Annotated in this window: 17 protein-coding genes and 1 pseudogene; 13 read left to right on the top strand and 5 right to left on the bottom strand. The window is 72.7% G+C overall.

The features are described 5' to 3' along the window. Positions 1 to 83 precede the first annotated feature (83 nt). The 4 genes and pseudogenes from OG985_RS19370 (at position 84) to sucD (ending at position 6,816) form a co-directional block, all read left to right on the top strand. A pseudogene (locus tag OG985_RS19370) lies at positions 84 to 2,596 on the top strand (DUF5682 family protein). Continuing rightward, complete coding sequence (locus OG985_RS19365) at positions 2,593 to 3,759, top strand: VWA domain-containing protein (protein ID WP_371669606.1); 1,167 nt, start codon at positions 2,593 to 2,595, stop codon at positions 3,757 to 3,759. The pseudogene OG985_RS19370 and the gene OG985_RS19365 overlap by 4 nt, the downstream one beginning before the upstream one ends. A gap of 972 nt (positions 3,760 to 4,731) precedes the next feature. Beyond that, the gene (gene sucC, locus OG985_RS19360; protein WP_371669605.1) at positions 4,732 to 5,910 is read left to right on the top strand and encodes an ADP-forming succinate--CoA ligase subunit beta; all 1,179 of its coding nucleotides are present in this window, start codon (positions 4,732 to 4,734) and stop codon (positions 5,908 to 5,910) included. A gap of 21 nt (positions 5,911 to 5,931) precedes the next feature. Then, positions 5,932 to 6,816 carry a succinate--CoA ligase subunit alpha gene (sucD, locus tag OG985_RS19355; RefSeq protein WP_371669604.1) on the top strand — a complete coding sequence of 295 codons (885 nt, stop codon included), beginning with the start codon at positions 5,932 to 5,934 and terminating at the stop codon, positions 6,814 to 6,816. Positions 6,817 to 7,029: 213 nt separating this feature from the next. Here the strand turns inward: sucD and OG985_RS19350 are convergent, their stop codons facing one another. Beyond that, entirely contained in the window at positions 7,030 to 8,307 is a 1,278-nt protein-coding gene (locus OG985_RS19350) for a helix-turn-helix domain-containing protein (RefSeq protein ID WP_371669603.1), read from the bottom strand. 96 nt (positions 8,308 to 8,403) lie between these two features. On the opposite strand from OG985_RS19350, the gene OG985_RS19345 reads away from it, so the two are divergent. Next, positions 8,404 to 10,758 (top strand): DUF6350 family protein, encoded by a 2,355-nt coding sequence (locus tag OG985_RS19345; protein WP_371669602.1) that lies wholly within the window; start codon positions 8,404 to 8,406, stop codon positions 10,756 to 10,758. Between the two features lie 47 nt (positions 10,759 to 10,805). Here the strand turns inward: OG985_RS19345 and OG985_RS19340 are convergent, their stop codons facing one another. After that, positions 10,806 to 11,621 (bottom strand): hypothetical protein, encoded by an 816-nt coding sequence (locus OG985_RS19340; protein ID WP_371669601.1) that lies wholly within the window; start codon positions 11,619 to 11,621, stop codon positions 10,806 to 10,808. A 256-nt stretch (positions 11,622 to 11,877) separates the two neighbouring features. On the opposite strand from OG985_RS19340, the gene purN reads away from it, so the two are divergent. Beyond that, positions 11,878 to 12,507 (top strand): phosphoribosylglycinamide formyltransferase, encoded by a 630-nt coding sequence (gene purN, locus OG985_RS19335; RefSeq protein WP_371669600.1) that lies wholly within the window; start codon positions 11,878 to 11,880, stop codon positions 12,505 to 12,507. After that, positions 12,504 to 14,069 carry a bifunctional phosphoribosylaminoimidazolecarboxamide formyltransferase/IMP cyclohydrolase gene (purH, locus tag OG985_RS19330; protein ID WP_371669599.1) on the top strand — a complete coding sequence of 522 codons (1,566 nt, stop codon included), beginning with the start codon at positions 12,504 to 12,506 and terminating at the stop codon, positions 14,067 to 14,069. The genes purN and purH overlap by 4 nt, the downstream gene beginning before the upstream one ends. Before the next feature lie 76 nt (positions 14,070 to 14,145). On the opposite strand, the gene OG985_RS19325 is transcribed toward purH, so the two are convergent. The 3 genes from OG985_RS19325 to OG985_RS19315 all read right to left on the bottom strand — a co-directional run bounded on the left by OG985_RS19325 (position 14,146) and on the right by OG985_RS19315 (position 16,976). Further along, on the bottom strand, positions 14,146 to 15,726 hold the full coding sequence (locus OG985_RS19325) for a protein kinase (RefSeq protein ID WP_371669598.1): 1,581 nt from the start codon (positions 15,724 to 15,726) through the stop codon (positions 14,146 to 14,148). Next, positions 15,723 to 16,250 carry a hypothetical protein gene (locus tag OG985_RS19320; RefSeq protein ID WP_371669597.1) on the bottom strand — a complete coding sequence of 176 codons (528 nt, stop codon included), beginning with the start codon at positions 16,248 to 16,250 and terminating at the stop codon, positions 15,723 to 15,725. Before OG985_RS19320 ends, OG985_RS19325 begins: the two co-directional genes overlap by 4 nt. A 159-nt stretch (positions 16,251 to 16,409) precedes the next feature. Further along, a complete protein-coding gene (locus OG985_RS19315) occupies positions 16,410 to 16,976 on the bottom strand; it encodes a hypothetical protein (RefSeq protein ID WP_371669596.1) in 567 nt (188 codons plus the stop codon). 253 nt (positions 16,977 to 17,229) lie between these two features. On the opposite strand from OG985_RS19315, the gene OG985_RS19310 reads away from it, so the two are divergent. The 6 genes from OG985_RS19310 (at position 17,230) to OG985_RS19285 (ending at position 23,656) form a co-directional block, all read left to right on the top strand. After that, positions 17,230 to 18,084: a bifunctional methylenetetrahydrofolate dehydrogenase/methenyltetrahydrofolate cyclohydrolase gene (locus tag OG985_RS19310; RefSeq protein ID WP_371669595.1), complete on the top strand. Its 855-nt coding sequence runs from the start codon at positions 17,230 to 17,232 to the stop codon at positions 18,082 to 18,084. Continuing rightward, on the top strand, positions 18,074 to 18,556 hold the full coding sequence (locus tag OG985_RS19305) for a DUF3017 domain-containing protein (protein ID WP_371669594.1): 483 nt from the start codon (positions 18,074 to 18,076) through the stop codon (positions 18,554 to 18,556). Before OG985_RS19310 ends, OG985_RS19305 begins: the two co-directional genes overlap by 11 nt. Positions 18,557 to 18,836: 280 nt before the next feature. Then, the gene (locus OG985_RS19300; RefSeq protein ID WP_371669593.1) at positions 18,837 to 19,298 is read left to right on the top strand and encodes a helix-turn-helix domain-containing protein; all 462 of its coding nucleotides are present in this window, start codon (positions 18,837 to 18,839) and stop codon (positions 19,296 to 19,298) included. Positions 19,299 to 19,917: 619 nt separating this feature from the next. Beyond that, positions 19,918 to 21,009, top strand: a complete 1,092-nt coding sequence (locus OG985_RS19295; RefSeq protein WP_371669592.1) for a helix-turn-helix domain-containing protein — start codon at positions 19,918 to 19,920, stop codon at positions 21,007 to 21,009. Positions 21,010 to 21,473: 464 nt separating this feature from the next. Next, positions 21,474 to 22,463 carry a malate dehydrogenase gene (locus OG985_RS19290; protein ID WP_371669591.1) on the top strand — a complete coding sequence of 330 codons (990 nt, stop codon included), beginning with the start codon at positions 21,474 to 21,476 and terminating at the stop codon, positions 22,461 to 22,463. Between the two features lie 128 nt (positions 22,464 to 22,591). Next, the gene (locus OG985_RS19285; RefSeq protein WP_371669590.1) at positions 22,592 to 23,656 is read left to right on the top strand and encodes a hypothetical protein; all 1,065 of its coding nucleotides are present in this window, start codon (positions 22,592 to 22,594) and stop codon (positions 23,654 to 23,656) included. Positions 23,657 to 23,883 lie beyond the last annotated feature (227 nt).

Below are 23,883 nucleotides of genomic sequence, written 5' to 3'. Positions count from 1 at the left end.
CGGGCGTGCGGCCGGTGGACACGGAGCGGTCCGGAAGGCAGTCGGGGACGACTCGAGCTGGTCCCGGAGAGGAGGGCGGCGGTGTGACGGGCGCTGACGAGTCCGGCGGCCGCCGGGCCGGCGGGGCGGGGCTGCCGCTGCTGCTCGGTGTGCGGCACCACGGCCCCGGTTCGGCGCGGGCCGTGCGGGCGGCGCTGGCGGCGGCCCGGCCGGCAGTCGTGCTGATCGAGGGCCCGCCCGAGGCCGACGCCCTCATTCCGCTGGCCGCCGACGAGGACATGCGGCCGCCGGTCGCCCTCCTGGCCCACGCCGTGGACGAGCCCGACCGCTCGGCCTTCTGGCCGCTGGCCGAGTTCTCCCCGGAGTGGGTCGCGATCCGCTGGGCGCTGGAGCACGGTGTCCCGGCACGCTTCATCGACCTCCCGGCCACCCACACGCTGGCCTGGGGACGGGAGACGGAGGACGAGCCCGCGGGGCCTGTGCAACCCGTGGCACCCGCACGGCCTTCCGGAGAGGAGGCCGCGCAGCCCGCGGGGAATCAGGGCGACGGCACTGCGGGCGAGGCCGGCGACGAAGGGGCCGCGCCCCCTGTCGATGTCCGGGTCGATCCGCTTGCCGTGCTGGCCGAAGCCGCCGGATACGACGATCCCGAGCGCTGGTGGGAGGACGTCGTCGAGCATCGGGGCCCGGGGGGGACCCGTTCGCACCGTTCGAGGTGCTCGAGGACGCCATGGGGGCGCTGCGGGAGAGGTACGGCAGCGGCGGACACGACCGGGACCTCGTGCGGGAGGCGTACATGCGGCTCCAGCTGCGGACCGCACAGCGCGAGTTCGGGGACGACGGCGTGGCCGTGGTCTGCGGTGCCTGGCACGTGCCCGCGCTGCGGCGGAAGACCGCCGTCGCCGCCGACCGGGCGCTGCTGAAGGGACTGCCCAAGGTCAAAGCGGACATGACATGGGTGCCGTGGACGCACCGCCGGCTCTCCCGGGTCAGCGGTTACGGCGCGGGCATCGACTCGCCCGGCTGGTACGGGCATCTGTTCGCCGCGCCGGACCGGCCCGTCGAGCGGTGGCTGACGAAGGTGGCGGGACTGCTGCGGGCCGAGGACCGGCTCGTCTCCTCCGCGCACGTCATCGAGGCGGTGCGGCTGGCCCAGACGCTCGCGGCGATGCGCGGCCGCCCGCTGCCGGGCCTGAGCGAGACCACCGACGCCGTGCGGGCGGTGATGTGCGAGGGCTCGGACGTGCCGCTGGCCCTGGTGCACGACCGGCTGGTCGTGGGAGACGTGCTGGGAGAGGTCCCGCGCACGGCGCCCGCGGTGCCGTTGCAGCGCGACCTCGACCGGCTCCAGCGCAGGCTGCGCCTCAAACCCGAGGCGCTGGAGCGCGAGTTGGAGCTCGACCTGCGCAAGGAGAACGACGCCGAGCGCAGCAGGATGCTGCACCGGCTGCGGCTGCTGGGCGTCGCGTGGGGCGAACCGGCCGCCTCGCGCGGCAGCACGGGCACGTTCCGCGAGACATGGCGGCTGCGCTGGGAGCCGGAGCTGTCCGTGCGGGTCGCCGAGGCCGGAGTGTGGGGGACGACCGTGCTCACCGCGGCGACCGCCAAGGCGGAGGCCGACGCCGTGACCGCGCAGGGTCTCGCCGAGGTCACCGCGCTCGCCGAACGCTGTCTGCTGGCCGAACTGCCGGACGCACTGCCGGTGGTGATGCGGGTCCTCGCCGACCGGGCGGCCCTCGACACGGATGTCGGCCACCTCGCCCAGGCCCTGCCCGCGCTGGTCCGCTCGCTGCGCTACGGCGACGTGCGCGGCACGGACACCCAGGCACTCGCGGAGGTCGCCGCGGGCCTCGCCGAGCGGGTCTTCGTCGGCCTGCCCCCGGCCTGCGCCGCCCTCGACAGCGACGCGGCCGAGGAGATGCGGCGCCATGTGGACGCGGTGCAGGGAGCGGTGGGACTGCTGGACGACGCTCCCACGCGAGAGCGCCGGCCCACGGACCGGTCGGGCGAGCGCCCCGCACCCGGCCGGCGCGACCTGCGCGGACGCTGGCACGCGGTGCTGCGGGTCCTGACCGGACGGGACACCGTGCCCGGGGTCATCCGCGGCCGTGCCGTACGACTGCTGCTCGACGACGGGGAGTTGGCGCAGGACGACGCGGCGCGGCTCATGGGGCTCGTGCTGTCGCCGGGGACACCGCCGCAGGACGCGGCCGCGTGGATCGAGGGCTTCGTCGGGGGCGGCTCGGGGGGCGGGATGCTGCTCGTGCACGACGAGCGGCTGCTGGGTCTGGTCGACGACTGGCTCACCGGCGTACCGGCGGAGGCCTTCACGGATGTGCTGCCCCTGCTGCGGCGCACGTTCTCGGCGTACGAACCCGGAGTGCGCCGGACGTTGGGCGAGCTGGTCCGCCGGGCGCCCGGCGAGCGGGGCGGCGTGGCGCCCGCACGCTCCGGCATACCCGGCTTCGCGGCCGACCTCGACCCCGGACGCGCCGAGGCCGTGCTGCCGGTGCTGCGGCTGCTGCTGGGCCTGGACAGAGACGGCGTCGAAGACGAGGTCTTCGACCACGACAACCTCGTAGGGGTGGGCAGATGACGACGACCGAGCCGGTGGACCCGGTGCGCGAGCGGCTGCGCCGCTGGCGGCTCGTGCTCGGGGGCGACGCGGCCGACGGCACCGGCTGTGCGCTGTCGGGGCAGGACGCCGCGATGGACGGGGCGCTCGCCGCGCTCTACGGGAAGGGGGACAAGCCACGGACCGGGCGGGACCGTTCTGCGGGGCTGGGCGCCTCGGCGCCGTCCGTGGCGCGCTGGCTCGGGGACATCCGTACGTACTTCCCCTCCTCCGTCGTCCAGGTCATGCAGCGTGACGCCATCGACCGCCTCGGACTGTCCACCCTGCTGCTCGAACCGGAGATGCTGGAGGCGGTGGAGGCCGACGTGCACCTCGTCGGCACGCTGCTCTCACTCAACAAGGCGATGCCCGAGACCACGAAGGAGACGGCACGGGCCGTCGTGCGCAAGGTCGTCGAGGACCTGGAGAAGCGGCTCGCCACCCGTACCCGGGCCACGCTCACCGGCGCCCTCGACCGCAGCGCCCGCGTCAACCGGCCACGCCACCACGACATCGACTGGAACCGCACGATCGGGGCCAACCTCAAGCACTACCTGCCGGAGTACCGGACGATCGTGCCGGAGCGGCTCATCGGCTACGGCCGGGCCTCCCAGTCGGTGAAGAAGGAGGTCGTCCTCTGCATCGACCAGTCGGGGTCGATGGCGGCGTCCGTCGTCTACGCGTCCGTGTTCGGGGCCGTGCTGGCCTCCATGCGGTCGATCGACACACGGCTCGTCGTCTTCGACACGGCGGTGGTGGATCTCACCGACCAGCTCGACGATCCGGTCGACGTCCTCTTCGGCACGCAGTTGGGCGGGGGTACGGACATCAACCGGGCGCTCGCGTACTGCCAGTCGCAGATCACCCGGCCCGCGGAGACCGTGGTCGTGCTGATCAGCGACCTCTACGAAGGGGGCATACGGGCCGAGATGCTCAAGCGGGTCGCGGCGATGAAGGCGTCGGGGGTGCAGTTCGTGGCGCTGCTCGCGCTGTCGGACGAGGGGGCGCCCGCATACGACCGGGAGCACGCGGCCGCGCTCGCCGCCCTGGGCGCGCCGGCCTTCGCCTGCACGCCGGACCTGTTTCCGGAGGTGATGGCGGCGGCGATCGAGAAGCGGCCGCTTCCGGTACCGGACACCGTGTGACGACGGGGGAGCAGCGGTGTTCGCGGGTGCCGGGTCACTGACTGATGGGGACTCAGGCCGACGAACCGGACATGCCTGACCATCGGTAACTAAGGGCTTGCGCAACCTCCGGAGTCCCGTGCGAGGATCGGCGCGCGTCAGCGGTGCGTAGCCGCACCGCTCCCTCCGCTCCCTCTGTTCCCTTCGCTCCCTCTGTTCTCTCCGCCTTCTCCGTTCCGCCGCACACGAGGAATCTCCCCTCTTGGTCTGGCCGACCGCCCTGCCCGGTGCCGCTCTGCGCATGATGCGCACGGCGGCCGGGCGGCGTGCGCCGCACGTGGCACTGCTGGCGGGCGGATTGTTCGCACTCGGCTTCCTCTGGGGACCGCGTTCGACCTCCAGGCCCGCGCGCGCCCGGCGCCCACCGGTGAGCCGGACGCTTCTCTGAGCTCCGGACGAGCTCCCGACTGGTTCTGGGCGAGCTCCCGACGAGTTCCGGGCGAGCTCCGGACGAGTGCGGGCGCGCGCCTCGGAAGCCGTATCCATTCCGTCGGCGCCGCCATCCAGACTCCGTGAGGCACCTGACCCGGATGGCCGAAAGCCAGCGGTTCGTCCGGTCGGCTTCTCACGGAAGGGCAGGGTGATCCCCATTGGGGTGGGGTTCACCCGCCCTGAGCCCTCAGGGGCTGTTCGAGGGGCCTCACCGGGCCAACCCCAACCCGGTGAGGTCCCGCCCCGTTCGCCCGTCTGTTCGCCTGCTTCCGGCACGCCGTGCCATGGATCCCGGCATCATGTGACAGGTATCACCGCTCAGGTGTGACCTGCGATTTAGAGACCTACGGCAAGCGGCGATAGCCTGCGAGACGGACATGCCGCGCGCTCGGACACCGTGTGCGCCTCCCTTGTGACTGACAGACGGCGGACGTCACGTTGCCCTCGCGGCACGCCCACGCAGACAACGAACCGCGAGATCACTGATAGGGACGGAAGCGCGTGGACCTGTTCGAGTACCAGGCGAGGGACCTCTTCGCCAAGCACGATGTACCGGTGCTGGCCGGTGAAGTCATCGACACGCCTGAGGCGGCCCGCGCAGCCACTGAGCGTCTCGGTGGCAAGTCCGTAGTCAAGGCTCAGGTGAAGGTCGGCGGCCGTGGCAAGGCCGGTGGCGTGAAGCTCGCCGCCACCCCGGACGAGGCCGTCGCCCGTGCGACGGACATCCTCGGCATGGACATCAAGGGCCACACGGTCCACAAGGTGATGATCGCCGAGACGGCCCCGGAGATCGTGGAGGAGTACTACGTCTCCTTCCTCCTGGACCGCACCAACCGCACCTTCCTCTCCATCGCCTCCGTCGAGGGCGGCATGGAGATCGAGGAGGTGGCGGCCACCCGTCCGGAGGCCGTCGCCAAGACGCCGATCGACGCCAACGAGGGTGTGACCCCCGAGAAGGCCCGCGAGATCGTCGAGGCCGCGAAGTTCCCGGCCGAGGTCGCCGACAAGATCGTCAACGTGCTGGTCACGTTGTGGAAGACCTTCATCGAGGAGGACGCTCTCCTCGTCGAGGTCAACCCGCTGGCGAAGGTCGCCTCCGGCGACGTCATCGCCCTCGACGGCAAGGTCTCCCTGGACGAGAACGCGGACTTCCGCCACCCCGACCACGCGGAGCTCGTCGACCACGCCGCGGCCAACCCGCTCGAGGCCGCCGCCAAGGAGAAGAACCTCAACTACGTCAAGCTCGACGGTGAGGTCGGCATCATCGGCAACGGCGCGGGTCTCGTCATGAGCACCCTCGACGTCGTCGCGTACGCCGGTGAGAACCACGGTGGCGTGAAGCCCGCCAACTTCCTCGACATCGGCGGCGGCGCCTCCGCCGCGGTCATGGCGAACGGCCTGGAGATCATCCTCGGCGACCCGGACGTCAAGTCCGTGTTCGTCAACGTCTTCGGTGGCATCACCGCCTGCGACGAGGTCGCCAACGGCATCGTCCAGGCGCTCCAGCTGCTCAAGGACAAGGGCGAGGAAGTCACCAAGCCCCTCGTCGTGCGCCTCGACGGCAACAACGCCGAGCTGGGTCGCAAGATCCTCTCCGACGCCAACCACCCGCTGGTGCAGCGTGTGGACACCATGGACGGCGCGGCCGACAAGGCCGCCGAGCTCGCGGCTGCGAAGTAAGGAAGAGGGACAGACACAGCCATGGCTATCTTCCTCAACAAGGACAGCAAGGTCATCGTCCAGGGCATGACCGGTGCCACGGGCATGAAGCACACCAAGCTCATGCTGGCGGACGGCACGAACATCGTCGGTGGCGTGAACCCGCGCAAGGCGGGCACGTCGGTCGACATCGACGGCACCGAGATCCCGGTCTTCGGTACGGTCGCCGAGGCGATCGAGAAGACGGGCGCGAACGTGTCCGTCCTCTTCGTGCCGCCGGCCTTCGCCAAGGCCGCCGTCGTCGAGGCGATCGACGCGGAGATTCCCCTCGCGGTCGTCATCACCGAGGGCATCGCGGTCCACGACTCGGCCGCGTTCTACGCGTACGCCGGGTCCAAGGGCAACAAGACCCGGATCATCGGCCCGAACTGCCCCGGTCTCATCACGCCGGGCCAGTCGAACGCCGGCATCATCCCGGGCGACATCACCAAGCCGGGCCGCATCGGCCTGGTCTCGAAGTCGGGCACGCTGACGTACCAGATGATGTACGAGCTGCGTGACATCGGCTTCTCCTCCGCCGTCGGCATCGGTGGCGACCCGATCATCGGTACGACGCACATCGACGCGCTCGCCGCGTTCGAGGCCGACCCCGACACCGACCTGATCGTCATGATCGGTGAGATCGGCGGCGACGCCGAGGAGCGCGCGGCGGACTTCATCGCGAAGAACGTGACGAAGCCGGTCGTCGGCTACGTCGCCGGCTTCACCGCGCCCGAGGGCAAGACCATGGGCCACGCCGGCGCCATCGTCTCCGGCTCCTCCGGTACGGCCGCCGCGAAGAAGGAGGCCCTCGAGGCCGCCGGCGTCAAGGTCGGCAAGACGCCGACCGAGACGGCGAAGCTCGCCCGCGAGATCCTGGCCGGCTGACCTCTCAGCCGACACGCGGATGGGCCCGCCCCCGGAAACTGGGGCGGGCCCATCGCGTTTCTCACCCACCCGCGTGTCCGCCCGCGCAAACGATCAGTGATCCGCGCCTGCGACGAGTGATCCACACCCGCGACGGGCGATCCGCGCCGGCGACGAGCGATCCGCGCCCGCGACCGGTGATCCGTGCCCGCGACCGACGGTCCGGGCGCACGGCTAACCCGGCCGTGGTACCAGCCTCTCCGGACCTCTGACCGTCTCCTCCCGCAGCTTCGACCGCAGTTCCCGCTCCGCCTCCGACAACGGGCCCGGCGCGACATGCGGCGGCACCCCGTGCACCTCCGCCCCCGGCGCGACCGGTGGCTCGTAGTGCGTCGGCGCGGTGCGTACGGTCAGCGCGGTGGTGCCGATCAGGGCGATGGTGAAGGCGATGGCGGCCCGGGTCCAGAACCGTGCCCGGCGTTCGCCGCAGTACCGCACCGCCGGTGGCTTCGCGGCCCGCAGCCGGCCCGCGGAGGCCAGTCCGGTCAGCCGCCGGTGGAGGGCGGCGGGATCGGCCAGCTCGGGCAGGCGGGTGGCGACCGCCGCGCGCGCGTTCAGCAGCCGGTTCGCCGTCGCCGGGGTGCTCGCCTCCGTCTCCGCGGCCGTCTCCGGCAGGCCGAGGCCGACACCGTCGTAGAGGAGCAGGGCGCGGCGGTACGGCGGCGGGAGGTGCAGGAGTACGTCGAGCAGGGCGCGGTCGGAGGCGTCGACGGGCGGGGGTTCGGGCTGGCGGTGGCGCGGGCGGAACCGGTGCCAGGGGGAGAGCGCGTACTCGTACGCCGCCGCCCGCACCCAGCCCGCCGGGTCGCGGTCCACGGCCACCTCGGGCCAGCGCTGCCAGGCGAGTTGGAAGGACCGCTCGACCGACTCGCGGGCCAGCTCGCGTCGCCCGGTGAGCAGATAGGTCTGCCGTACGAGGGCGGGCGCGCAGAAGGCGTACAGCGCGTCGAAGGCCTGATCGGGCGTCAGGTCCGCCGGACTCGTCACCGGTTCGGGCTCGGGCCCGGCCACTCTCTCCGGCGCGCGTACGGTGCGCACCACCACCGGAGCGGGATCCACGGAGCGAGAGCCTGCGGTTTCTACGGGTTCTACGCGTTCTACGGGTTGTACGGCCGGTACGGGGTCCTCGGCGACGGCGACGGCGACGGCGATCGCGACGGCTTCGGGCTCCTCCGCGGGTGCCGAGTTCTCAGGCTGATGCTCCGCCACATCCGGCTTCCGGTTCGGCTCCGGCGGCTTCTGGTGGTCCGGGCCCGCGAGCGTGGTCAGCAGTTTCGCGTACGCCTCCCCCTTTCGGCCGCGCGGACTGGTCCGGCCGGCCTCCCATCCGCGCACGGTCTCGCGGGCGACGCCGAGCCGCGCCGCGACCTGAGCCTGCGTCAACGACGCGGCCTCACGCAGGCGTCGGCGTTCCTTGGTCGGGGGGAGCGGGGTGGCGGGGCTCTGCGTCACAGGAACCCCTTTCGTACGAAAAAGTACATAAACGTATATTGAGCGACACATCCGAGCTTCGCCTGTTACGACGAGAAAGCGCGTGTCGTTGGGAGCATGACCGTCGTGATCCAGATGACCGCTCCCCGACCGCCGTTGTCATCCCTGCTCACCCGGGTGCGCGACCGATCGCCCGGACTGGGCGCCGGCCTCCTTGGCGGCGCCGTCGCGGCCGGGCTCGGCCTCGGGATGTTCGCCGTACTCGTCATCTTGCTGTGGATCAGCTCGCCGTATCCCGACAGCGGGCCCAGCGGTGCGCTGCACGCCGCCGCCGCGCTGTGGCTGCTGGCGCACGGCGCCGAGCTGGTGCGCACCGACACGCTGTCCGGCGTTCCCGCGCCCGTGGGCGTCACCCCGATGCTGCTGCTCGCGCTGCCGGTCTGGCTGCTGCACCGGGCGGCACGCGACGCGACCGACGGGGGCGTGGAGGCGGACACGGGGAGCGACGCGCCGCCGCCGGTCCGGGCCCGCACGGCGTGGACGGGTGTCGCCGTCGGCTACCTCACGGTCGGCACGGCGGCCGTGCTCTACGCGTCGGACGGCGCGCTGCGGCCCTCGTGGGGGTGGACGGCGGTGTGTCTGCCGCTGGTCGTCGCGGCGGCGGCCGGATCGGGGGTGTGGACGGCGCACGGCCGTCCCGGCGCAGTCCTGGACGGCGTGCTGATCGCGTTGCCGAAGGACGTACGGCGCCTGCTCGTCGGACCGGACGCCCGGGCCCGCCTCGGCATCGCCGCGCGGGCCGCGGCCGCCGGGTTGGCGGTGCTCGTCGGCGGCGGGGCGCTGCTGGTTGCCACGTCGCTGGTGTGGCACGGCGACGTGGCGCGGGGATCGTTCCTGCAGCTCACCGAGGGCTGGTCGGGACGCTTCGCCGTCCTGCTGCTCTGTCTGACGCTGGTGCCGAACGCGGCGGTGTGGGGGGCGGCCTACGCCCTCGGGCCCGGCTTCGCGCTCGGTGTCGGCCATGTCGTGGGGCCGCTGTCCTCGGCGCCTCCGACCCTGCTGCCGCCGTTCCCCCTGCTGGCGGCCGTGCCGGACGCGGGGACCGGAACGCCGTTGAACTGGCTGGCGGGAGCGGTGCCTGTGGTGGCCGGGGTGACGCTGGGATGGTTCACGGGAACGGCCTCGTCGGCCGGTGGCCGGGACACAGCCTGGTCGCGCAGGCGGACCGCGGGCGTCACCGCGCTCGCCTGCGCGCTGTGCGCGGTGGGGATCGCCGTCCTCGCCGCTCCCGCGGGCGGTCCGCTCGGCGTCCGTGCCCTCGCCCGGTTCGGCCCCGTGTGGTGGCAGACGGGCGGCGCGGCCCTGCTCTGGCTCGCGGCGGCGGGCGTTCCCGCGGCACTGGGAGTACGGAGCTGGCGCTGCCGACGCCGCGGCGAGCGGTCCGGCGAGTCGGGCGGCGGGCGGACGGCGACCATCGGCAAGCCACGGGTGGCGACGCCGGACCGGAAGCCGCTCGGCGAGAAGGCAGCGGACCGGAAGCCGCTCGGCGAGAAGGCAGCGGACCGGAAGCCGCTCGGCGAGAAGGCAGCGGACCGGAAGCCGCTCGGCGAGAAGGCAGCGGACCGGAAGCCGCTCGGCGAGAAGGCAGCGGACCGGAAGCCGCTCGGCGAGAAGGCAGCGGACCGGAAGCCGCTCGGCCAGCAAGCAACGGACCGTAAGACGCTCGCCCGGCTAGAACCGGACCGAGAGACGCTCGGCCAAGAACCGCAGGACCGGAACTCACGCCCTGGTCTCCGGCAGCCCGAGCGCACCGATCACCCCTCGCCGCACTCGGACGACCAGCTCAGCAAGAACCCACCGGACGGGAAGCCGCTCAGCGAGGAACCACCGGACCGGAAGCCGACCAACCAAGAACCCCCCGTCGGTCAAGCACCCGCCACCAGCCAAGCACCCCCCATCACCCAAGCACCCCCCACCACCCAGCAACCGTCGACAGCGCCCCAGCTGCCAGGTCGACGTCGCTTCCGGCTGCCGCTGCGTCCGTCGGGCGGATGGTTGGCCGGGAGGAGGAAGGACTCCGGCCGCAGGGCGACGACGGCCACCGGCTCGGCGCTGCCCACAGCCGTGCCCTACGACCAGGACGCCATGGCGGCGCTGTCCGCGCTCGCCGGGCTGAGTGACCAGGACGTCATGGCCGGTCTGCGGGACCAGCACCTCACCTACGACGACGCGTACGACTTCCTGCCCATCGAGCCCCCGCCCACGCGCACGTCTTCACCGTCGCCGGTGCACCCGCCCTCCCCGGCGAACACGCCCGAGCCCTGGTACGAGGGCACCGCCCGGGAGACCCACCGGACCGCACCCCGCGACGAGACCGCGCCACCGGACGCACCGACGCCACCGCAGTCACCCCAGCCACCGCCGGACTCGGCCACACCGCAGCCGCAACCCCAACCACCGGACGCCCCGTAACCCCCCGTCCGTTTCCGCCCGGAAGGCCCGTCAGAGCAATCGCCCCGTCAGTTGCTCACACCCAGCAGGGTCCGCAGTTCCTTCGGCAGGAGGTCGTTGCAGGACTGCTTCGCCTCGTTGGTGAGGGCGTCGTTCGTGCAGGTGTAGTAGTCGCTGTACACCAGCTGCGCGGTGAAGGACGCGGCGACCAGGGCGAGCGCCAGGGACGCGGTGACCAGGCCGCTCACCGCCGCCGAGGTCTGCGGGCGGGCCTTCGGGTCGGGCGCCGGAGAGTCCGGGTCGGGGGTGCGGGGCTTGCCGCGCAGTGCGCTGATGCCCCAGTACAGGGAGAGCGCGCCGAGCAGCAGGGCGACGTACGGCCAGCTGAAGAGGGCGAAGAAGAAGGCCCACATGCCGCTGAGGAGGGAGTAGCGGGCACGGCGCTGGGAGGGGTCGGCGGCGTCCCAGCGGGGGCCCGCGCCGGGGCCGCCGCCAGTGGGTCCCTGCGGGCCGGTGCCCGGGCCGCCCGGACGCTGCCCGAAGCCGCCGGGGGAGCGGCCGGGCTGCTGGTCGCTCCACTGGCTGCCCCACGGAGAGTGCCCGTCCTGGGGCTGCTCGGGGTTCGGGGAGCCGTCCTGCGAACCGTCGGAGCCCTCGCCGCCGGCCGGGCGGCGTGGCTGCCAGGGGCGGTCCGGCGTGCCCTCCGGCGGCGGTGCGAAGGGGTTGTCGTCCGTGGCCGGGCCGCCCTGCTCGTCGCCGTTGTTCCGGCCCGAGGGCGCGTCGGGCGGCGAGGCGGGGCGCTCACGCAGGAGCATGCCGCCGCGCTCCCCTCCCTGCACCGACTGCTGGGGGAGCGTGAGGAGTCGCAGGCTGCGGTCCGGCATCAAGTGAGCGTCTTCCCCTTGGTGAATACGGCTTGTCTGGCGTGAGCTGTCACTTCGTGAACGCACCGCATACCGACCGCGTTCCCGAGCCCGCTCGATCCAGACGCTACCTTCCGGCCACGCCCCCGTCCCACGGGGGCCGCCAGGAGTGCCGGTATCGTTGCTGACGGTCGGCCGCTTCGTAGACTTCCCCGTATCCCGGGGCGCGAAGCATTCGTACGACCGTACAAACGCTCCCCCGAGAAAGGGCCCCGCCGTGGCCGCCAAGCCCGTGGCCAAACGCATGGTCGTGCTGGTCTCCGGTTCCGGTACGAACCTCCAGGCGCTCCTCGACGCCATCGCGAGCGCCGGCACCGAGGCGTACGGAGCGCGGATCGTGGCGGTCGGGGCCGACCGCGCCGGTGTCGAGGGGCTGGCCCGCGCCGAGCGCGCCGGGCTTCCCACCTTCGTCTGCCGGGTGAAGGACCACGCGAGCCGCGAGGAGTGGGATGCCGCGCTGGCCGAGGCGACCGCAGCGTACGAGCCCGACCTCGTGGTGTCCGCCGGGTTCATGAAGATCGTGGGCAAGGAGTTCCTGGCCCGTTTCGGCGGTCGGTTCGTGAACACGCACCCCGCCCTGCTGCCCAGTTTCCCGGGAGCCCACGGTGTGCGGGACGCGCTCGCGTACGGCGCCAGGGTCACCGGCTGCACCGTCCACTTCGTCGACGACGGCGTCGACACCGGACCGATCATCGCCCAGGGCGTGGTGGAGATCCGGGACGAGGACGACGAGAGCGCTCTGCACGAGCGCATCAAGGAAGTCGAGCGAAGGCTGCTCGTCGATGTCGTGGGGCGGCTCGCCCGCAACGGCTATCGCATTGAGGGACGAAAGGTAGTTATCCAGTGACCGCCGAGAGCAACAAGCGGCCCCTTCGCCGGGCACTCGTCAGCGTCTACGACAAGACCGGGCTCGAGGAGCTCGCCCGTGGGCTCCACGAGGCGGGCGTGGAACTCGTCTCCACCGGCTCCACCGCCGGGCGTATCGCCGGCGCCGGTGTCCCCGTGACCAGGGTCGAGGAGCTCACCGGCTTCCCCGAGTGCCTGGACGGCCGCGTCAAGACCCTGCACCCCAAGGTCCACGCCGGCATCCTCGCCGACCTTCGGCTGGAGGACCACCGGCGGCAGCTCGCCGAGCTGGGCGTCGAGCCGTTCGACCTCGTCGTCGTCAACCTCTACCCGTTCAGCGAGACCGTCGCCTCGGGTGCCACGCCCGACGAGTGCGTCGAGCAGATCGACATCGGCGGACCGTCGATGGTGCGCGCCGCCGCCAAGAACCATCCGTCCGTGGCCGTGGTCACCAGCCCCGAGCGGTACGCCGACGTCCTCGCCGCGGTGCAGAGCGGCGGCTTCGACCTCACCACCCGCAAGCGTCTGGCCGCCGAGGCCTTCCAGCACACGGCGGCGTACGACGTGGCCGTCGCGAGCTGGTTCGCCAGTTCCTACGCCCCCGTCGACGAGTCGCGGTTCCCCGACTTCCTGGGCGCCACCTGGGAGCGCGGCAGCACCCTGCGCTACGGCGAGAACCCGCACCAGCCGGCCGCCCTGTACCTGGACGGCAACGGTGGCGGTCTCGCCGAGGCCGAGCAGCTGCACGGCAAGGAGATGTCGTACAACAACTACACGGACACGGACGCCGCCCGCCGTGCCGCCTACGACCACGCCGAGCCCTGTGTCGCGATCATCAAGCACGCCAACCCCTGCGGCATCGCGATCGGCGCGGACGTCGCCGAGGCCCACCGCAAGGCGCACGCGTGCGACCCGCTGTCGGCGTTCGGCGGGGTGATCGCGGTCAACCGCCCGGTGTCCAGGGAGATGGCGGAGCAGGTCGCCGAGATCTTCACCGAGGTCATCGTCGCGCCCGGCTACGAGGAGGGCGCGCTGGAGGCGCTGGCCAAGAAGAAGAACATCAGGGTCCTCAAGGCCCCGAACGGCCCGTCCAACGCGGTCGAGGTCAAGCCGATCGACGGCGGCGCGCTGCTCCAGGTGACCGACCGGCTCCAGGCCGAGGGCGACGACCCGGCGAACTGGACGCTGGCGACGGGCGAGGCCCTCACCGCCGACGAGCTGACCGAGCTCGCCTTCGCCTGGCGGGCGTGCCGGGCCGTCAAGTCCAACGCCATCCTGCTCGCCAAGGGCGGTGCCTCGGTCGGCGTCGGCATGGGCCAGGTCAACCGGGTGGACTCCGCGAAGCTGGCCGTCGAGCGGGCGGGTGCCGAGCGCGCCCAGGGCTCCTTCGCCGCCTCCGACGCCTTCTTCCCCTTCCCGGACGGCCTGGAGATCCTCGTCGAGGCCGGCGTCCGGGCAGTGGTCCAGCCCGGCGGTTCGGTCCGTGACGAACTGGTCGTCGAGGCCGCCAAGAAGGCGGGCGTGACGATGTACTTCACGGGGACGCGGCACTTCTTCCACTAGGCCGTGTCCGACGATTCCTGCCCGTACGTGCCGCCGTGCGCGTACGGGCGGACGCGGTACCTCGGAAGTCCCAGGGTCACTTCCGGCCCGGTGGCGTGTACTCCTTGAGGTAGTGGGCGACGCGGTCGGCGTAGGCGCGGTACTTCGGGGGCACTCCGGCCGCGTCGTTCACCTTGTCGAACGACGTCCGGTAGGCGGCGGCGATCAACACCCCGCGGTCGCCCGGCAGGTCGGGGTCCAGGCGCGGGGCGATCCAGCACAGGTACCGGCCCATTGCCGGGATGGACTCGGCGGGCGGGAAGGGCGGTTCGGGGACCGCCTCCCCGGGTGTGCCGTCCTCGTTCATCCACCAGCGCAGCACGCTCGGGGTCCAGCGGGCGATGCCGTACTCGTTCATGTCGGGGTCGGACAGGGCCGGGTCGAAGTCGCTCTCCACCTTCAGCATGGCGGCGATCAGGGGCGGACTGACGGCAGACCGGTCGCAGTCGTGCGCCGTTTCCACGATCAGCAGGCGGTAGGCCGCCGGAATGCCCCGGTCGGTACGGAGGTCGTCCGCGCCGTACGCGGCGGCGGTGGCGTTCACCGCGTTCGTGGGAGCCACGCCGGCGCGATCGCCGTTCGCGCCGTCGCCGGCCCAGGTGGTGATGCCGTACCCGAGCGCCACGACGGCGACGGTCGCGGCGGACGCGCCGGCGATCAGCAGGGGGCCGGAGCGGCGGCCGCGCCGGGCGAACAGACGGGGCAGCCGCGCGGACCGGCCGGTGCCCGCCGCCGCCTCCACCCGGCGCAGGAGACTCTCCGTGGTGATACGCGCCGCATGCGTACGGGCCAGGCAGCCCCGCACGATCTCCCGCCAGGCGTCCGGCAGTTCGGGGGACAGTCGCAGCTCGTCGCTGCCCCGGGCGTACGCGGCGGCGGCGTCCCGGCGGGCCGTCGGGGTGCCGCCGGGCAGCGGGAAGGAGCCGGTGAGGACGAGGTGGGCGAGGACACCGAACGCCCAGACGTCGGCCGACGGGCGGATCCGGCGGCCGCGGTCGCCGATCTCCGACCAGAGCAGCTCCGGCGGGGTGTAGTCGGGGGTGGAGAAGGCGGGGGTGTACGCGTGCGTGCCCTCCAGTTCCGCGGCCATGTTGAAGTCGGCCAGCCGCGCCGAACCGTCCTTCATCAGCAGCACGTTGGCCGGCTTCAGGTCACCGTGCACCCAGCCCGCGCGGTGCAGTTGCGCCAGCCCCTCGCAGATCTGCGCGAGCAGGGCCGGACCGCCGTCCGGACGCGGCCGCGCGCCGAGCAGCGCCGCCAGCGAGACTTCCGCCTTCTCCAGCACGAGGACGGTGGCGCCGTCGAGGCCTGGGCGGCCGGGGTCGTCGACGGTGAGGGTCTCGTACATCCGGATCAGCCGCGGGCGTTTGAGCCGGCGGTGCAACTCGACCTCGCGGTCCACGAGTTCGCGCAGATGGGTCAGCTGCCGGGGGGTGCCCGTGCCGGTGGGCAGGAACTTGAGGGCGGCCGTGCGGGGGAGGCCCTCGCCGGCACGGGGCTCGCCGGTGCGCCGGCCCTCGTAGACGCTTCCGAAGGCGCCCGTCGCGATCGGCGAGCGCACCTCCCAGTCGCCGACGCGGTACCCCTTGGGGACCGGCACGGCGTAGGGCCCGGTCACCGCGAGACCCGGCCGGACGGCGTGGCCAGGACGACGAGGTCGTCCTCCCGGACCAGGTCGAAGCGGAGCGCCAGGGACACCGGGAACTCCTTCTTGCCGTTCAGCCGCGGGCCCGGCTCCGCGGTCTCCGGGCCGGGCTTGAGGCGCAGCTTCACCGCCGGGTAGTCGATGTTCCACTGCACCGACGTACGGGACGCGGCCGGCCAGGTGGGACGCAGCCGCTCGACCACGTGGTCGACGGTGGGCGGCGGGGCGTGCGGCGCGCCGCGCAGACGCGGTTCGCACAGGGCGGCGAGGACCGCGAAGTAGCGCGTCCGGCGGGCGCTGAGGTTGCTCAGGGTCCAGAAGGCGCCCTGCGCGCGGATCTCACCGGCCCTGCGGGACACCCCGTCGTGCGCGATGCGCAGGTCGGACTCCCGTGCGGACCGCCCGAAGCCGAGCCGCTCGCCGGGTGCGAGCCGCCGCTGGGCGCGGTTTTCCTCGTCCTCCGTGGTCGGCGGAGGTACCACGATGATGCTGTACAAGGTGCGTCTCCCCGTGCCTGACGGCTACACGGGCCAGAGTAGGGCGACGCACCAGGGCCGTGTCCCCCTCGTACGGGTGAGACACGGCCCTTGGATGTGATTGGCGCGAACTGTTCAGTCGGAGGCGCGTTCGAGTGCGGCGGGTTCGGGTGGGGCCCGTCAGTAGCGCGGGCGGTTGAACCAGGCGGCGCCGTTGGAGTTGCCGACGAACACGGCGATCAGGATGGCGAGCACCGTGTGGATGAGGCCCACGACGACGAACGGGTAGATGCCGAGGATCGCGGTGATGATGCCGTAGACCAGGGTCGTGATCCGGACGCCGTTGCCGCCGGAGTTGAACTTCACCGCCAGCACGATCGTGAACACCGTCCAGGCCACCGCGAAGATGGTGAGGCCCCACAGCATGCCGGACGAGTAGTCGGCGAGCTGCTGGAAGTTGGCGTTGTCCTTGAGCTCGTCGTCGTTCTTCGCCGCGTTGACGCTCGCGGCGGCGAAGGCGAACAGGGCGACGCCGAGGATCTGCAGACCCGCGATGACCCAGAGCATCACGCGGGCCGCGCTCACCGTGCCGGGCATCGTCGTCGGGCCGGCGGGCATGCCGTAGTGCACCGGAGGAGCCTGCGGGTAGCCGTATCCGGGCGCCTGGGGCTGCTGCTGCGGGTAGCCGTAGCCCTGCTGCTGGCCCTGCGGCGCGCCGTAGGGGTTGTTCGGGTCGCCGAAACTCATGGCGGTGTTTCCTCCGTTGTCCAAGTGCGGGGACGACGCGCGGCACCGTGCGGAGGAAGGTTCTACAGAAGCGGTTCATCCCCCCGATGAGCTGCCCGCGGCACTGTTCAGGCCATCGTTCTTTAGCCTGTACTTACTTGTCCAGCCGCAATCCGCATGTGTTGTGCAAGTGCAACATCGATGATCATGCGATCCAGGCTGCCCCGGGACCCCGGATTGGAACCGGGACCCCGTCATCCGCGAGGATGGGGCCATGACCGCCCAGATTCTCGATGGCAAGGCCACCGCAGCCGCGATCAAGTCCGACCTGACCGCCCGCGTGGCGGCGCTGAAGGAGAAGGGCGTCACGCCCGGCCTCGGCACGATCCTCGTCGGGGACGACCCCGGCAGCCAGAAGTACGTCGCCGGCAAGCACCGCGACTGCGCCGAGGTCGGCATCGCCTCCATCCAGCGCGGGCTGCCGGCCACGGCGACGCAGGAGGAGATCGAGGCAGTCGTACGCGAGCTGAACGAGGACCCGGCCTGCACCGGCTACATCGTGCAGCTGCCGCTCCCCAAGGGCATCGACGAGAACCGCATCCTCGAGCTCATGGACCCGGACAAGGACGCCGACGGCCTCCACCCGATGAACCTCGGCCGCCTGGTCCTGAACGAGCCGGCCCCGCTGCCCTGCACCCCCAACGGCGTCCTCACCCTCCTGCGCCGCTACGGCGTCGAGATCAAGGGCGCGGAGGTCGTGGTCGTCGGCCGTGGCGTCACCATCGGCCGCCCGATGCCGCTGCTGCTGACCCGCCGCAGCGAGAACGCGACGGTGACCCAGTGCCACACCGGCACCCGTGACCTGGCGGCCCACCTGCGGCGGGCGGACATCATCGTCGCGGCCGCCGGTTCGGCCCACCTGATCCGGCCGGACGACGTGAAGCCGGGCGCGGCCGTCCTCGACGTCGGCGTCTCGCGCAGCGCCGAGGGCAAGATCGTGGGCGACGTCCACCCGGGCGTCGCCGAGGTGGCCGGCTGGATCTCCCCCAACCCGGGCGGCGTCGGCCCGATGACCCGTGCCCAGCTGCTCGTCAACGTGGTCGAGGCGGCGGAGCGCAGTGCCGGCTGAGGACACCCCCGGCGAGACCGAGGACATCGAGGTACGGGACCCCGTCAGCGCGCCCGACGCCGACGGACGCCCCCGGCGTACGACGCGCCGGTTCCCGCTGTTCACCAGGGACACCGCGCGCCCGGAGGGCGGTGGCCGGGCCGCGCCCGGTGACGCCCCGGCACCCGCCCGGCAGTGGCCGATCCTCGCCGTGCTGAGCACGGTCGCCCTGGGCCTGCTGCTGACCGCGCTGGACGTGTTCCGCTACGGGACCCTGCTGATCGGCGCCGCGCTGCTGGCCGGCGGCCTCCTGCGCTGGCTCCTGCCGGACGTCGGCATGCTCGCCGTACGCTCCCGCTTCACCGACATCGTCACCTACGGTGTGCTCGGCGCCGCGATCGTCCTGCTGGCCCTGATGGCGCAGCCGCACCCGTTGCTGCAGATCCCGTTCCTGAAGGACACGTTGCACTTCACCGTCAGCAGCGGCGGCTGACAGCCGCCCGGGACGGGTGTCCCGGACGCATACGGACGGCGGCCCGTCCTCTCCCCCGAGCAAGGACGGACCGCCGCCGGGACCCACCCTCCTGCACGGCGAACGACCTGTTCAACCGCTGTCCGTCCGCTGTGGCAGGGGTGTGACAGTTCCGCCATGTTGTCCGCGCTCTGCCACGGCGGCGGGCGTCCGGTCGGGCGCAGCACGGGAACCGAGCACCCCTCCGACGTCGTCAGTCCGCTCGGACCGGGCAACGCGAGGAACGCCGTGGAGGTGAGCGATGAGCGCCTGGCAGCCGCTGCCGGACGACCTGCCGCCGGAGGTACGGCACCTCGTGGAACAGCTGCGGCTCCTCAAGGACCGCACCGGGCTCAGCCTGGTCGCGCTCGGCGCGCGCACCGCGTACAGCAAGTCCTCCTGGCACCGCTACCTGAACGCCACCCAGCCCCCGCCCCGACAGGCGGTCGTCGCCCTGTGCCGGGTCGCGGGAGTGGATCCCGAACGGCACGGCATCCGCTGGGAGTTGGCGGTCCAGGCCTGGCCCCGCCCGGCGGCGATGCCCGACCGGCCGGCCGCCGGCCAGGAGTACGAGGACGACCCCACCCTGCCCTGGTGGGACACGCCCCCCGAGGCGAGCGGGGGCGGTGGCCGCGGACCGGGCGGACGGGTGCTGCTCTACGCCGTGCTGCTGCTCCTCGCGCTGGTGCTGACCGGTGTGGTCGGCGCCGTCGCCCTCGGGTGAGCCGGGCACGCGGGTGACGCACGGGGGCGACCGTGCCGGCCCGCCGCGCCGGCGGCTGTGACCCGCCTCGGGCGCTCGCCGCGGTGACCGTCCTTGCGCGCTCGCCCTGTGACACCGGCTTGTGCGCTCGCTGCGGTGACCGGCCTTGTGTGTTCGCTGCGGTGACCGGCCTTGCGCCCGCGGCTGTGACCCGCCTCGGGCGCTCCCTGCGGTGACCGTCCTTGCGCGCTCGCCCTGTGACACCGGCTTGCGCGCTCGCCGCGGTGACCGGCCTTGCGCGCTCGCCGCGGTGACCGGCCGGCAACTTCGTGCAGGCGGCCCGACGTCGTCCGGCGGCGGGGTTAGCGTGGTAATCGGGATGGTTCGGACGGGTCCGGACGTCCCTCGCATATGCCGGGGCGTGCGACGGCGTGCGCCCGCGTCCCGACGCTCCTGTGCGCCCCTGAGACGGGAACTGGGATCCCGACCGGGCGCATCCCTGTGGGTAGGCCAGAACGGGCGGAACGGGGACTCGGGGGACGACCGCACACGGGAGGAGGGCGGGCCGACCGGAACAACCGGGGGACAGCCAGCACGAACCGGGGGGAAGAGGGGGGAAGTGATGCCTCGTTGGAGGGCCTTGCCGGATGAACTCGATCCGCAGGTCAGGGAGTTCGCGAGCCAGCTGCGGAGGCTGGTGGACCGCGGCGGTCTGAGTGTCGCGGCGGTGGCCGACCGCACCGGCTACAGCAAGACGTCCTGGGAGCGTTATCTCAACGGCCGGCTCCTCGCGCCCAAGGGCGCGATAGTCGCCCTGGCCGAGGTCACCGGAACCAACACCGTTCACCTGACCACGATGTGGGAGCTCGCCGAGCGTGCCTGGAGCCGCTCGGAGATGCGCCACGACCGGACCATGGAGGCGGTCCGGATCTCCCAGGCGCGGGCGGCGCTCGGCGAGTTCGGCCCGCCGCCGGCGAACGCCAAGGGCGGCAGGACGGCCCGCAAGGGCGGCAGCGCGACCGTGACACCGGGCATCGCCGGACCCGCGGGTGTGTCCCCCACGGTGCCGCTCCAGCCGACGGCGCCCGAGGTGCAGGACGCTGTCGGGAGCGGCGGCGGGACGGGCCGTGTGGGCTCGCGGGGGGCGGCGGCCGGGTACGCGGGAGCGACCTCGATGTCGTCCTCGCCACCGTCCTCTCCGTCCGCGTCGGCGCCTCCGCCTCCGCCTCCGTCGCCCGGTGGCAGGCGGCGCTGGGTGGCGTTCCTCGTCGGTGTCGTCGGCGCGCTGGCCGTCCTCGGCGGGGTGCTGTTCCTGATGGACGGCGGCGGACAGAAGAAGGACCAGGTCGCCGCCGGGTCGCCCGCGCCGCCTCTCGGTGCGAAGCGTGACCTGCCCGCCGGAGTGAGGTGCTCCGGCGCCGCCTGTGAGGGCAAGGACGCGGAGAGCATGGGGTGCAGCGGCGAGCGGGTGGCCACGACCGGGACGGTGAGCGTGGGGGCGACCGTGGTCGAGGTCCGGTACAGCGCGACCTGCGGGGCGGCGTGGGGACGTATCACCCGGGCCGCCCCCGGGGACGAGGTGCGGGTGACGGTCGGCCGTACCGTGCGCAGGGGGAACATCACGGTGGCCGGCGACACGATCGCGTACACGCCGATGGTGGCGGTGAAGGACGCCGGCCAGGCCACGGTCTGCGCCACGCTGGCATCCGGGAAGAAGGGCTGCACGAGGTAGCGAAGCGGGGGCGGCCGTCCGGGGCCTGCGGTGCCCGGACGGCGGCGGCGACGGGGTGCCGGGAGTCGCCGTGAGGCACCATGCGGTGTCCCGCGGCGCTTCGCGGCGCACCGTGCCGAACATTCGGTCTCCGGCAGGAATGGCATTCCGAAACGTGGGCAGGCGGACGGTACCCCCACGGGAGTCCGGTAACCGGTACCCCCATCGGCGGTCGTCCGCGTCCCTCCTCTCCCGACCGGGCGGCCGCCCCTTTGTGCGGCTCTGTGGGGTGGGCCACACGGACCCGGACGTCCGGGATCCCGCGAGCGCGATAGCCTGACCGCTGGATCTCTCTTGACGCCAAGAGATCGATCATCCATACCCGTGATCGATCATCGCGGCGGTCACCGGCCACAAGCCGGGACGGGGATCCCGTACCCCCGGGGCAGGGACGCCCCACCGCCAGCTGTCATACGGAGAACGCCATGACCCGCACTCCCGTGAACGTCACCGTCACCGGCGCGGCCGGCCAGATCGGTTACGCCCTGCTCTTCCGCATCGCCTCCGGCCAGCTGCTCGGCGCGGACGTGCCGGTCAAGCTGCGCCTCCTGGAGATCACCCCCGCGCTGAAGGCCGCCGAGGGCACGGCCATGGAGCTGGACGACTGCGCGTTCCCGCTGCTCCAGGGCATCGACATCTCGGACGACCCGAACGTCGCCTTCGACGGCGCCAACGTCGCCCTCCTGGTGGGCGCCCGCCCGCGCACCAAGGGCATGGAGCGCGGCGACCTGCTCTCCGCCAACGGTGGCATCTTCAAGCCGCAGGGCAAGGCCATCAACGACAACGCCGCGGACGACATCAAGGTCCTCGTCGTCGGCAACCCGGCCAACACCAACGCGCTGATCGCCCAGGCCGCCGCCCCGGACGTACCGGCGGAGCGCTTCACCGCGATGACCCGACTCGACCACAACCGCGCGCTGACCCAGCTCGCGAAGAAGACGGGTTCGACGGTCGCCGACATCAAGCGGCTGACCATCTGGGGCAACCACTCCGCCACCCAGTACCCGGACATCTTCCACGCGACGGTCGCCGGCAAGAACGCGGCCGAGGTCGTGAACGACGAGAAGTGGCTGGCCGAGGACTTCATCCCGACCGTCGCCAAGCGCGGTGCGGCCATCATCGAGGCGCGTGGCGCGTCCTCGGCCGCCTCCGCCGCCAACGCCGCCATCGACCACGTCCACACGTGGGTCAACGGCACGGCGGACGGCGACTGGACCTCCATGGGCATCCCGTCGGACGGTTCGTACGGCGTTCCGGAGGGCCTCATCTCCTCCTTCCCGGTCACCACGAAGGACGGCGTCTACGAGATCGTCCAGGGCCTGGACGTCAACGAGTTCTCCCGCGCGCGTATCGACGCGTCGGTGAAGGAGCTCGAGGAGGAGCGCGAGGCGGTTCGCTCCCTCGGCCTCATCTGAGCCTTCTCGACGGCTTCGTCACGAGCGCGCACGGGCCCTGTTCCGGTTTCGGCCGGAACAGGGCCCGTTCCCGTTTCCGCCGCTACCGTCGGGAGCGTTACCTGGTGGGGTGATTCGGGGGGTTCGCGATGAGCGCTTGGAACAGCGACGGCTACGGCGACGGCAACGGCGGCAGCACCGGCGACGGCAACGGCGGCAGCACCGGCAGCGGCTACAGCTCCGGTTCCGGTTCCGGGGCGGCGCACGAGCCGAGCGAGGACCGGGGCCAGGCGGCCTGGGGCACGGGGGAGGCCGGGCCGGCGGACCCGCCCCTGCCGCCGTGGGCCTCCGCCGAGACCCAGACCCGCGGCACCCTGCCACCACCGTTCGCCCCGGGCGCCATGCCCCCGCCGCTCACCCCCGGGTACGTTCCCTCGCCCGCCACACCCGCGTACGTGACCCCGCCCGCCGCGCCGCCGTACGCGCCGCCGTACGCGCCGCCCCTCGCTCGTCCCCGCCGGGCCGGCCGGGTGCTCGCCGCGTTCGCCGCCGCCGTCGTGCTGGGCGCGGGCGCCGGCACCGGGGTCTGGTTCCTCATCCGTGACGCGGGCGGCGGAGGCGACGACACCCACGGCGGTGCCGGCCCCGCGCGGAGTGTCACGGTCACCACCTCCGCGCCCCCCGCCTCCGCGCCCGCTGTCTCCTCGCCTCCGGAGTCCACTTCCCCGCCCGCGTCCCCGTCCCTGTCTCCGTCCTCCGCCACCGGCTACCGCCGTGCCGAGGACCCGGTCGGTTTCACGATCGACGTCCCCGAGGGCTGGACCCGCAGACAGAAGCAGGGGCAGCTGGCCGCGGTGGTCTACTACGACGCCCCGGCCGGCGGCCGGCAACTGCAGATCTTCCAGCTCGCCGAGGACACCCCGGCCCAGTCCCTGGACCTGGCCGAGCGCGATCCCGGGTACGGCTTCGCGCGCCAGCCCGGCTACCAGGTCCTGGACCGCACCTCCGGCGCGGCCTGGTCCGAGCTCACCTACCGTTACGACGACACGGACAAGGGCCCGCGGCAGGTAGTCGACCACCGGTTCCGCACGGCCGACGGCACCCTGTACGCGATCCGCTCCAGCGGCCCCGAGCGCCTGGCCCCCGCGCAGGTGCGCGAGCCGCTCACCACCGCGCTGGCCTCCTTCTGCCCGGCGGGCCTCCAGTGCCCGTGACGGTTCCCGGCCGCGCTCGTGACGGTTCCCGGCAGCGAGGTCCGTCGGCCGGGGCCGTCCGGCTCAGGTGTCCGGCTTCCAGGTCCAGCCGGCCCCGCAGGGCGCGCAGCGAGATCCCGTCCGTGCCGTCGGAGACATCGAAGAGCAGGCGGGCCTCGCCCAGTGGGCGGTATTCCGGTTCCCCCGGTCCCACCCGTCCCCCTATGCTGACCGTTTGTCAACTGAAC

The sequence above is a fragment of the Streptomyces sp. NBC_00289 genome, assembly GCF_041435115.1.
Lineage (GTDB): Bacteria > Actinomycetota > Actinomycetes > Streptomycetales > Streptomycetaceae > Streptomyces.
This window is presented reverse-complemented; position numbering and strand designations above follow the sequence as displayed.

Excerpts from the sequence above, each read along its gene's own strand:
- sucD (WP_371669604.1), top strand. The coding sequence starts at position 5,932 with ATGGCTATCTTCCTCAACAAGGACAGCAAGGTCATCGTCCAGGGCATG.
- OG985_RS19365 (WP_371669606.1), top strand. The coding sequence starts at position 2,593 with ATGACGACGACCGAGCCGGTGGACCCGGTGCGCGAGCGGCTGCGCCGC.
- OG985_RS19345 (WP_371669602.1), top strand. The coding sequence starts at position 8,404 with ATGACCGTCGTGATCCAGATGACCGCTCCCCGACCGCCGTTGTCATCC.
- OG985_RS19340 (WP_371669601.1), bottom strand. The coding sequence starts at position 11,621 with ATGCCGGACCGCAGCCTGCGACTCCTCACGCTCCCCCAGCAGTCGGTG.
- OG985_RS19315 (WP_371669596.1), bottom strand. The coding sequence starts at position 16,976 with ATGAGTTTCGGCGACCCGAACAACCCCTACGGCGCGCCGCAGGGCCAG.
- OG985_RS19310 (WP_371669595.1), top strand. The coding sequence starts at position 17,230 with ATGACCGCCCAGATTCTCGATGGCAAGGCCACCGCAGCCGCGATCAAG.
- OG985_RS19290 (WP_371669591.1), top strand. The coding sequence starts at position 21,474 with ATGACCCGCACTCCCGTGAACGTCACCGTCACCGGCGCGGCCGGCCAG.
- OG985_RS19285 (WP_371669590.1), top strand. The coding sequence starts at position 22,592 with ATGAGCGCTTGGAACAGCGACGGCTACGGCGACGGCAACGGCGGCAGC.
- OG985_RS19300 (WP_371669593.1), top strand. The coding sequence starts at position 18,837 with ATGAGCGCCTGGCAGCCGCTGCCGGACGACCTGCCGCCGGAGGTACGG.